General features: G+C 64.2%; 6 protein-coding genes and 4 pseudogenes. 5 read left to right on the top strand and 5 right to left on the bottom strand.

The window, feature by feature from the left end; genetic code table 11:
• The 5 genes and pseudogenes from gabT (HX613_RS08160) to HX613_RS23010 form a co-directional block, all read left to right on the top strand.
• Positions 1-1,296 (top strand): annotated as a pseudogene (gene gabT / locus HX613_RS08160) (4-aminobutyrate--2-oxoglutarate transaminase); the annotation flags it as partial.
• A gap of 378 nt (positions 1,297-1,674) precedes the next feature.
• Positions 1,675-2,217 carry a hypothetical protein gene (locus HX613_RS08155; RefSeq protein ID WP_235344634.1) on the top strand — a complete coding sequence of 181 codons (543 nt, stop codon included), beginning with the start codon at positions 1,675-1,677 and terminating at the stop codon, positions 2,215-2,217.
• Positions 2,218-2,262: 45 nt separating this feature from the next.
• A complete protein-coding gene (locus HX613_RS08150) occupies positions 2,263-2,973 on the top strand; it encodes a hypothetical protein (RefSeq protein ID WP_235344635.1) in 711 nt (236 codons plus the stop codon).
• Positions 2,970-3,665 (top strand): response regulator, encoded by a 696-nt coding sequence (locus HX613_RS08145; RefSeq protein WP_235344636.1) that lies wholly within the window; start codon positions 2,970-2,972, stop codon positions 3,663-3,665. The genes HX613_RS08150 and HX613_RS08145 overlap by 4 nt, the downstream gene beginning before the upstream one ends.
• 100 nt (positions 3,666-3,765) lie before the next feature.
• Positions 3,766-4,923 (top strand): annotated as a pseudogene (locus HX613_RS23010) (hypothetical protein); the annotation flags it as partial.
• A 264-nt stretch (positions 4,924-5,187) separates the two neighbouring features.
• On the opposite strand, the pseudogene HX613_RS23005 reads toward HX613_RS23010, so the two are convergent.
• The 5 genes and pseudogenes from HX613_RS23005 to gabT (HX613_RS08120) form a co-directional block, all read right to left on the bottom strand.
• Positions 5,188-5,598: pseudogene (locus tag HX613_RS23005) on the bottom strand (hypothetical protein); the annotation flags it as partial.
• A gap of 895 nt (positions 5,599-6,493) precedes the next feature.
• A complete protein-coding gene (locus HX613_RS08135) occupies positions 6,494-7,189 on the bottom strand; it encodes a response regulator (protein ID WP_235344636.1) in 696 nt (231 codons plus the stop codon).
• Positions 7,186-7,896, bottom strand: a complete 711-nt coding sequence (locus HX613_RS08130) for a hypothetical protein (RefSeq protein WP_235344635.1) — start codon at positions 7,894-7,896, stop codon at positions 7,186-7,188. Before HX613_RS08130 ends, HX613_RS08135 begins: the two co-directional genes overlap by 4 nt.
• Before the next feature lie 45 nt (positions 7,897-7,941).
• Positions 7,942-8,484 carry a hypothetical protein gene (locus tag HX613_RS08125; RefSeq protein ID WP_235344634.1) on the bottom strand — a complete coding sequence of 181 codons (543 nt, stop codon included), beginning with the start codon at positions 8,482-8,484 and terminating at the stop codon, positions 7,942-7,944.
• A 378-nt stretch (positions 8,485-8,862) separates the two neighbouring features.
• Positions 8,863-10,178: pseudogene (gene gabT / locus HX613_RS08120) on the bottom strand (4-aminobutyrate--2-oxoglutarate transaminase); the annotation flags it as partial.

Genomic DNA, 10,178 nt, shown 5'->3' with positions numbered 1-10,178 from the left:
CGAAGTCCCGTGAGATCGAGGCGCGTCGCCAGTCAGCCGTGGCCCCGGGAGTCGGTTTCCAGCCTCCCCGCCTATGTGGTGGCAGCCGGCGGCGGAATCCTCAAGGACGTCGATGGCAACCAGATCATCGACCTGGGAGCCGGCATCGCCGTGACGACGGCAGGCAACTCGAACCCCCGAGTGGTCAAGGCCGCCACCGAGCAGCTCCAGTCCTTCACCCACACCTGCTTCATGGTCAACCCCTACGAGGGCTACGTCGAGGTCGCCGAGGCGCTCAACCGCCTGACCCCGGGTGACCACGAGAAGCGCTCCATCCTGCTCAACTCCGGCGCCGAGGCTGTCGAGAACGCCGTCAAGATCGCTCGCGCCCACACCGGCCGCGACGCCGTCGTCGTCTTCGACCACGCCTACCACGGTCGCACGAACCTGACCATGTCGATGACCGCGAAGTCCGCCCCCTACAAGGCCGGCTTCGGTCCGTTCGCCGGCGAGGTCTACCGCGCACCCATGTCCTACCCCTACCGCGACAACGATGCTGCAGGCACCAAGGTCAGCGGTGATGAAGCGGCCAAGCGCGTCATCACCATGATCGAGAAGCAGATCGGCTCCGAGTACGTCGCAGCGATCGTCATTGAGCCCATCCAGGGCGAGGGCGGCTTCATCGTTCCGGCCGAGGGCTTCCTGCCTGCACTGGTCGAGTACGCCAAGGACAAGGGCATCGTATTCGTCGCCGACGAGGTTCAGGCCGGCTTCGCCCGCACTGGCAAGATGTTCGCCTCCGAGTGGGAAGAGATCGTCCCTGACATCATCACCACAGCAAAGGGCATCGCCGGCGGTCTGCCGCTCTCGGCCGTGACCGGTCGCGCGGAGATCATGGACTCGGTCGGACCGGGTCGCCTCGGCGGGACCTATGGCGGTAACCCCGTTGCCTGTGCGGCAGCGCTCGGTGCCATCGCCTCCTACGAGGAAGACGGACTCGTTGAGAACGCCGCGCACATCGGTGAGATCGTCACCGATCGCCTCACGAAGCTGCAGAGCAAGTACCCGGAGGTCGGTGACATCCGCGGCCGCGGCGCCATGATCGCTGCCGAATTCGTCCAGCACGACACGATCGATCCGAACCCCGAGCTGGTCAAGAAGATCGCGGACTACTGCTCGAAGAACGGTGTCCTCGTGCTCACCACGGGAACCTTCGGCAATATCCTGCGCTTCCTGCCCCCGCTGACGATCTCCGATGAGCTCCTGGCCGACGCCTTCGACGTCATCGAAGAGGCTGTCGCCGCTTCGCTGGCCTGACAGCTCGAATCCGGCCCCGCTCGCAGGCAGCGTCTGCGGGTTCCGACGGCGGCGTATCGACCTCATGCGAGGTCGATACGCCGCCGTCGGTCTTTGTGGGACAGGGCGGGAGTAGCGCTCAACTGCGGTGACATCGCCGGTTCTATTGGGACGCGGTGATATCGCCAGGTCCCAGGGGGGCGGGGTGATGTCACCGGTTCTATTGGGGCTGGGTGACGTCACCGGTTCCATGGGGGATGGTCCGGGTTGTTCACGAGGGGTGTGCTGCTGTGGGGGAGTGCCTTTGCAACGCTATCGTGCTTGCCGCGATCGGGCATCGCACGTAAGTATGAGATCCGACCGCTACGGCAGGGACGAGGGTATAGCACAATAGGCTCCATGGCATCAGCGACAGACGACGGCACCATGAGTGCGCTCAACAGATTGTGGCTTGTATTCCGCGGACCGCGCTTCGTGGATCTGCCCATGCGGCTCCTCGCCCTCATCATGGGGCTGACCTTGCTGATTCCCGGATCGTTTGAGATCACAGAACCTCGCTACATGGTCCTCCTCATCTGTGCCTATGCTCTGCTCGTCCTCTCCCCGTTCTTCCCTCTGGCGACGGTGTTCGTCTCGACCGGGCTGAGCCTCGTCTTCGTCGTGCCCTACCCCGACCTGGAGAACATGTTCCCCGAGTCGCTCATCTTCGCCACGGCTGTGCTGTTCAGCCAGCGGCGGTGGGTCGGCTCAGTCATCGCCACCGTGGGACTGGTCGCCTACCTCATCACCTGCACCGAAATGTCAGCCTACGACGGCGGTATTGCAGGGTTCATCGACTACGGGTACGGCTGGGTCACGTACTCACTGATCGGTTTGGCTGCTGGAGCCGTCGAGCTGAGGATCCAACGCGAGATCCATCGCCGGGAGCGCGCCGCCGTGTAACACCAGCAGGCGGTGCAGTCCTTGCGTGCACGTTTCACCAGCGATATGCACGACACAATCTCGAACTCACTCGCAACAGAGGGCGCAATCATCAAAGCACTGGCCAGAGGATCGCGGGATCTCGACATCAGCCGTCAGCTCGCCGAGCTCTCCCTGGTCAACACCGAGGCGTCGAAGCGCCTGCGGCAGCTCGTCACACAGCTCAGCGACGGAGACGAGCGGCAGCCCAGGATTCGGCTGCAGGCCGAGGCGAAAGCACTGGCCACGTCCATTGAGAACGGCTGTGCCGCCGGCGGTGTGGCGTTGACGCTCGATGTCGGCACCCTGCCCCGATACGCATCCCCGGTGCTGGGCGCACATTTCACCGCAATCATGCGAGAACTGGCGACGAACGTCATCCGACATTCTCTGCCGGGAACCGAGTCGAGTCTGACCGTGAGCGTGGATCGTGAGGGATCTGATGCGGCCGTCCTGCGTTTCCGCACGGAGAACGAGGCGGCGACGTCGCTGACGGGTCCGCCTCGCTCTCTCAGTCGGCGCGCTCAGGCCCTGGGCGGGTCATGCACCACGAGATCGAATCATCAGGGCCGCGTCGTCGTCGAAGTCTCCCAGCCGCTGCGATTCAATGACTTCGCCGATGGGGACGAGGCCGACGCTGTCTGTGTCCGCGACGATTTCACCGCTGCGGAGTCCTCCACAGCTCGTGAGGCGAATGCCGACCGTGACGTATCAGCGACGAAGAGCGAGAGGGTATGAGCGGCTCGGTCGGTTCGGAGATCGACAACTCGTCAGCAGACGAGCGCATAGTCGTGCTCATCGTCGACGACGATTCGTGGACGACGAGAGCCGTGGCGGCAGCTCTGTTCGATGACGGCGGGTTCTCAGTTCTCGATCCTCAGCACTCCGGAGAAGACGCCGTCGAAGCGTTCGATCGTCATCGCCCGGATCTCGTCCTGATGGATGTCAACATGCATCCGGGGATGAGTGGAGTGGATGCGGCCCGGGAGATCATGTGTCTCGACCCAGAGGCGACGATCGTTGTGCTGACCACTGTCTCGCCCGGGCCGGGAATCACACGTGCTCTTGAGGCCGGAGCGATAGCGGCGGTGAACAAATCCGCCACCGACGCCGAACTCGTTCGCGTCGCGCGAGCGGCAGTCGCAGGTGAGTCTCCGGCCCTGCTGCGATCCTTGGCAGAGGACATCATGATCAGCGGCGATATCGCCGCGGAAGGTTCGAGCGCGGTGCCGGCGCTGACTCCGAGTGAGAAGCTCCTGCTACGGCAGATCTGTGAGGGGATGGACTACTCGGAGATCGCCGAACAACAGGTCGTCAGCGTCTATACAGTGAAGTCCCACGCCAGAAACCTGCGCATCAAACTGGATGCGAAGAATCTGGCACAGGTCGTCATCCGTGCCATCCAGTACAAGTTCTACGTTCCCGAATGACGAAGCCCTCGTCCAGCTGCGGAATGTCTGAAACCCGAGCAGGTTCGGCAGATGATCGGGTCACGAGGTGTGTGGGTGCACTGTTGACTACAGTGGGTGTATGAGTGAAACGAATGCCCTACGCGTCTCCCGCCTGTTGCGCGAGACCGCGGGGTTTCTGCTTCCCCTGACTCAGACCGAAATCGACGTTGAGGTGACTCGCATCGAATTCGACCTCGACCTGCGAAGCTCGGCTGCTGCTCTCAGGTCTCCCACTGGACTCGCGGGAGCCGTCGTCCTCGTCACCGAAGCCGTAGACGGTGTGGCCGGACTCAACGCGATCCGCTCACGATTTGCGGGTGCCGCGGCACTCATTGTGCCGCCGGGAACGCATACCCACCTCGGTGAGGGGACATCTGCCTCAGCGCTGCCCATTCTGCTCGAGCGGTCCACGGGCGTGACCTGGTCCGAGGTCCTCGTCCATCTGCGACAGCTCAACGAGGGTGCCTCGAGCGCCCTGGCTTGGCCCGACGTCGACGATCTCAGCGCGCTGGCCGCGGTCATCGCGGAGATGACGGGTGCGTCGATCACGATCGAGGACCCGGCGTCGCGTGTGCTCGCGCACTCCAACCTCGGCGATGAGATCGATGACATCCGACGGGAGACGATCCTCTCGGGCGCGATTCCTCAATGGCGGATCGCTGAGCTTGAGGAGTCCGGATTCCTCGACGTCGTCCGCCACTCGACCGATGTCGTCGAGAGACAAGCCGCGGGCGCCTCTCCTGCCCGTTCGGTGATCGCACTGCGCAGCGAGGGCGAGCTGCTCGGCACGATCTGGGCTGCCTACCCGGATTCGGTGGATCCCGCGTCGCTGCGCGATGTCCTCCGCGATGCGGCCCGAGCCGCACTGCCGGTCATGCTGCGGACCCTGCGACGTTCCCCGTTCGAGAAGCGGATCCGTCGTGAGGCCCTCGGCTCGATCCTCGGTGGCTCGCCGGACCTCGGGCCGGCCGCGACCCTGCTCGCGCTGCCATTCTCCGGGCACTATGCAACCCTGGCCTTCGCCGAGGTGGCCCCCGACAGAGAGCCTGTGCTGAGGTTTCATCTGCGGGCCGCCTTCGCCGATGCCGTGCTCGCCCACGTAGGGTCGGACGGTCATCTGGCTGTCCTCGTGCACATGAGCGAAGGAATGGAAGCCGCCGACATCAGGTCTCATGTCGCCTCGGCCCTGCAGCGGTCCCTGTCTCCGAGCGAGCCGCTGCACTTCGGGGTGGGTGTCGCAGTCGAACGTCTCGACCTTGTACATCGATCGTGGACCGAGGCGGTGTACGTCATCGATGCGCTGCTGACACGGTCGAAGAGCGGCGCGAGCACACCTGCAGGCAGTACGACTGCGGGCAACCATTCTGCGGGCGTCACATGTGCCGATGACCAGCATCCCATCGGCACATGTGACGCCCGCAGAATGGTTGCCCGCAGTCGTACTGCCTGCAGGTGTGCTCGCGCCGCTCTTCGACCGTGTCAGCAGCGCATCGATGACGTACACCGCCTCGGTCCACGATCGATGTACAAGGTCGAGACGTTCGACTGCGACACCCACCCCGAAGTGCAGCGGCTCGCTCGGAGACAGGGACCGCTGCAGGGCCGAGGCGACATGAGACCTGATGTCGGCGGCTTCCATTCCTTCGCTCATGTGCACGAGGACAGCCAGATGACCGTCCGACCCTACGTGGGCGAGCACGGCATCGGCGAAGGCGGCCCGCAGATGAAACCTCAGCACAGGCTCTCTGTCGGGGGCCACCTCGGCGAAGGCCAGGGTTGCATAGTGCCCGGAGAATGGCAGCGCGAGCAGGGTCGCGGCCGGCCCGAGGTCCGGCGAGCCACCGAGGATCGAGCCGAGGGCCTCACGACGGATCCGCTTCTCGAACGGGGAACGTCGCAGGGTCCGCAGCATGACCGGCAGTGCGGCTCGGGCCGCATCGCGGAGGACATCGCGCAGCGACGCGGGATCCACCGAATCCGGGTAGGCAGCCCAGATCGTGCCGAGCAGCTCGCCCTCGCTGCGCAGTGCGATCACCGAACGGGCAGGAGAGGCGCCCGCGGCTTGTCTCTCGACGACATCGGTCGAGTGGCGGACGACGTCGAGGAATCCGGACTCCTCAAGCTCAGCGATCCGCCATTGAGGAATCGCGCCCGAGAGGATCGTCTCCCGTCGGATGTCATCGATCTCATCGCCGAGGTTGGAGTGCGCGAGCACACGCGACGCCGGGTCCTCGATCGTGATCGACGCACCCGTCATCTCCGCGATGACCGCGGCCAGCGCGCTGAGATCGTCGACGTCGGGCCAAGCCAGGGCGCTCGAGGCACCCTCGTTGAGCTGTCGCAGATGGACGAGGACCTCGGACCAGGTCACGCCCGTGGACCGCTCGAGCAGAATGGGCAGCGCTGAGGCAGATGTCCCCTCACCGAGGTGGGTATGCGTTCCCGGCGGCACAATGAGTGCCGCGGCACCCGCAAATCGTGAGCGGATCGCGTTGAGTCCGGCCACACCGTCTACGGCTTCGGTGACGAGGACGACGGCTCCCGCGAGTCCAGTGGGAGACCTGAGAGCAGCAGCCGAGCTTCGCAGGTCGAGGTCGAATTCGATGCGAGTCACCTCAACGTCGATTTCGGTCTGAGTCAGGGGAAGCAGAAACCCCGCGGTCTCGCGCAACAGGCGGGAGACGCGTAGGGCATTCGTTTCACTCATACACCCACTGTAGTCAACAGTGCACCCACACACCTCGTGACCCGATCATCTGCCGAACCTGCTCGGGTTTCAGACATTCCGCAGCTGGACGAGGGCTTCGTCATTCGGGAACGTAGAACTTGTACTGGATGGCACGGATGACGACCTGTGCCAGATTCTTCGCATCCAGTTTGATGCGCAGGTTTCTGGCGTGGGACTTCACTGTATAGACGCTGACGACCTGTTGTTCGGCGATCTCCGAGTAGTCCATCCCCTCACAGATCTGCCGTAGCAGGAGCTTCTCACTCGGAGTCAGCGCCGGCACCGCGCTCGAACCTTCCGCGGCGATATCGCCGCTGATCATGATGTCCTCTGCCAAGGATCGCAGCAGGGCCGGAGACTCACCTGCGACTGCCGCTCGCGCGACGCGAACGAGTTCGGCGTCGGTGGCGGATTTGTTCACCGCCGCTATCGCTCCGGCCTCAAGAGCACGTGTGATTCCCGGCCCGGGCGAGACAGTGGTCAGCACAACGATCGTCGCCTCTGGGTCGAGACACATGATCTCCCGGGCCGCATCCACTCCACTCATCCCCGGATGCATGTTGACATCCATCAGGACGAGATCCGGGCGATGACGATCGAACGCTTCGACGGCGTCTTCTCCGGAGTGCTGAGGATCGAGAACTGAGAACCCGCCGTCATCGAACAGAGCTGCCGCCACGGCTCTCGTCGTCCACGAATCGTCGTCGACGATGAGCACGACTATGCGCTCGTCTGCTGACGAGTTGTCGATCTCCGAACCGACCGAGCCGCTCATACCCTCTCGCTCTTCGTCGCTGATACGTCACGGTCGGCATTCGCCTCACGAGCTGTGGAGGACTCCGCAGCGGTGAAATCGTCGCGGACACAGACAGCGTCGGCCTCGTCCCCATCGGCGAAGTCATTGAATCGCAGCGGCTGGGAGACTTCGACGACGACGCGGCCCTGATGATTCGATCTCGTGGTGCATGACCCGCCCAGGGCCTGAGCGCGCCGACTGAGAGAGCGAGGCGGACCCGTCAGCGACGTCGCCGCCTCGTTCTCCGTGCGGAAACGCAGGACGGCCGCATCAGATCCCTCACGATCCACGCTCACGGTCAGACTCGACTCGGTTCCCGGCAGAGAATGTCGGATGACGTTCGTCGCCAGTTCTCGCATGATTGCGGTGAAATGTGCGCCCAGCACCGGGGATGCGTATCGGGGCAGGGTGCCGACATCGAGCGTCAACGCCACACCGCCGGCGGCACAGCCGTTCTCAATGGACGTGGCCAGTGCTTTCGCCTCGGCCTGCAGCCGAATCCTGGGCTGCCGCTCGTCTCCGTCGCTGAGCTGTGTGACGAGCTGCCGCAGGCGCTTCGACGCCTCGGTGTTGACCAGGGAGAGCTCGGCGAGCTGACGGCTGATGTCGAGATCCCGCGATCCTCTGGCCAGTGCTTTGATGATTGCGCCCTCTGTTGCGAGTGAGTTCGAGATTGTGTCGTGCATATCGCTGGTGAAACGTGCACGCAAGGACTGCACCGCCTGCTGGTGTTACACGGCGGCGCGCTCCCGGCGATGGATCTCGCGTTGGATCCTCAGCTCGACGGCTCCAGCAGCCAAACCGATCAGTGAGTACGTGACCCAGCCGTACCCGTAGTCGATGAACCCTGCAATACCGCCGTCGTAGGCTGACATTTCGGTGCAGGTGATGAGGTAGGCGACCAGTCCCACGGTGGCGATGACTGAGCCGACCCACCGCCGCTGGCTGAACAGCACAGCCGTGGCGAAGATGAGCGACTCGGGGAACATGTTCTCCAGGTCGGGGTAGGGCACGACGAAGACGAGGCTCAGCCCGGTCGAGACGAACACCGTCGCCAGAGGGAAGAACGGGGAGAGGACGAGCAGAGCATAGGCACAGATGAGGAGGACCATGTAGCGAGGTTCTGTGATCTCAAACGATCCGGGAATCAGCAAGGTCAGCCCCATGATGAGGGCGAGGAGCCGCATGGGCAGATCCACGAAGCGCGGTCCGCGGAATACAAGCCACAATCTGTTGAGCGCACTCATGGTGCCGTCGTCTGTCGCTGATGCCATGGAGCCTATTGTGCTATACCCTCGTCCCTGCCGTAGCGGTCGGATCTCATACTTACGTGCGATGCCCGATCGCGGCAAGCACGATAGCGTTGCAAAGGCACTCCCCCACAGCAGCACACCCCTCGTGAACAACCCGGACCATCCCCCATGGAACCGGTGACGTCACCCAGCCCCAATAGAACCGGTGACATCACCCCGCCCCCCTGGGACCTGGCGATATCACCGCGTCCCAATAGAACCGGCGATGTCACCGCAGTTGAGCGCTACTCCCGCCCTGTCCCACAAAGACCGACGGCGGCGTATCGACCTCGCATGAGGTCGATACGCCGCCGTCGGAACCCGCAGACGCTGCCTGCGAGCGGGGCCGGATTCGAGCTGTCAGGCCAGCGAAGCGGCGACAGCCTCTTCGATGACGTCGAAGGCGTCGGCCAGGAGCTCATCGGAGATCGTCAGCGGGGGCAGGAAGCGCAGGATATTGCCGAAGGTTCCCGTGGTGAGCACGAGGACACCGTTCTTCGAGCAGTAGTCCGCGATCTTCTTGACCAGCTCGGGGTTCGGATCGATCGTGTCGTGCTGGACGAATTCGGCAGCGATCATGGCGCCGCGGCCGCGGATGTCACCGACCTCCGGGTACTTGCTCTGCAGCTTCGTGAGGCGATCGGTGACGATCTCACCGATGTGCGCGGCGTTCTCAACGAGTCCGTCTTCCTCGTAGGAGGCGATGGCACCGAGCGCTGCCGCACAGGCAACGGGGTTACCGCCATAGGTCCCGCCGAGGCGACCCGGTCCGACCGAGTCCATGATCTCCGCGCGACCGGTCACGGCCGAGAGCGGCAGACCGCCGGCGATGCCCTTTGCTGTGGTGATGATGTCAGGGACGATCTCTTCCCACTCGGAGGCGAACATCTTGCCAGTGCGGGCGAAGCCGGCCTGAACCTCGTCGGCGACGAATACGATGCCCTTGTCCTTGGCGTACTCGACCAGTGCAGGCAGGAAGCCCTCGGCCGGAACGATGAAGCCGCCCTCGCCCTGGATGGGCTCAATGACGATCGCTGCGACGTACTCGGAGCCGATCTGCTTCTCGATCATGGTGATGACGCGCTTGGCCGCTTCATCACCGCTGACCTTGGTGCCTGCAGCATCGTTGTCGCGGTAGGGGTAGGACATGGGTGCGCGGTAGACCTCGCCGGCGAACGGACCGAAGCCGGCCTTGTAGGGGGCGGACTTCGCGGTCATCGACATGGTCAGGTTCGTGCGACCGTGGTAGGCGTGGTCGAAGACGACGACGGCGTCGCGGCCGGTGTGGGCGCGAGCGATCTTGACGGCGTTCTCGACAGCCTCGGCGCCGGAGTTGAGCAGGATGGAGCGCTTCTCGTGGTCACCCGGGGTCAGGCGGTTGAGCGCCTCGGCGACCTCGACGTAGCCCTCGTAGGGGTTGACCATGAAGCAGGTGTGGGTGAAGGACTGGAGCTGCTCGGTGGCGGCCTTGACCACTCGGGGGTTCGAGTTGCCTGCCGTCGTCACGGCGATGCCGGCTCCCAGGTCGATGATCTGGTTGCCATCGACGTCCTTGAGGATTCCGCCGCCGGCTGCCACCACATAGGCGGGGAGGCTGGAACCGACTCCCGGGGCCACGGCTGACTCGGCGACGCGCCTCGATCTCACGGGACTTCGGCCCGGGGATCTCGGTGACG

Source organism: Brevibacterium sp. UCMA 11754, from assembly GCF_021532275.1.
In the GTDB taxonomy this organism is placed as follows: Bacteria; Actinomycetota; Actinomycetes; order Actinomycetales; family Brevibacteriaceae; genus Brevibacterium.
This window is presented reverse-complemented; position numbering and strand designations above follow the sequence as displayed.

Excerpts from the sequence above, each read along its gene's own strand:
- HX613_RS08155 (WP_235344634.1), top strand. The coding sequence starts at position 1,675 with ATGGCATCAGCGACAGACGACGGCACCATGAGTGCGCTCAACAGATTG.
- HX613_RS08150 (WP_235344635.1), top strand. The coding sequence starts at position 2,263 with ATGCACGACACAATCTCGAACTCACTCGCAACAGAGGGCGCAATCATC.
- HX613_RS08145 (WP_235344636.1), top strand. The coding sequence starts at position 2,970 with ATGAGCGGCTCGGTCGGTTCGGAGATCGACAACTCGTCAGCAGACGAG.
- HX613_RS08135 (WP_235344636.1), bottom strand. The coding sequence starts at position 7,189 with ATGAGCGGCTCGGTCGGTTCGGAGATCGACAACTCGTCAGCAGACGAG.
- HX613_RS08130 (WP_235344635.1), bottom strand. The coding sequence starts at position 7,896 with ATGCACGACACAATCTCGAACTCACTCGCAACAGAGGGCGCAATCATC.
- HX613_RS08125 (WP_235344634.1), bottom strand. The coding sequence starts at position 8,484 with ATGGCATCAGCGACAGACGACGGCACCATGAGTGCGCTCAACAGATTG.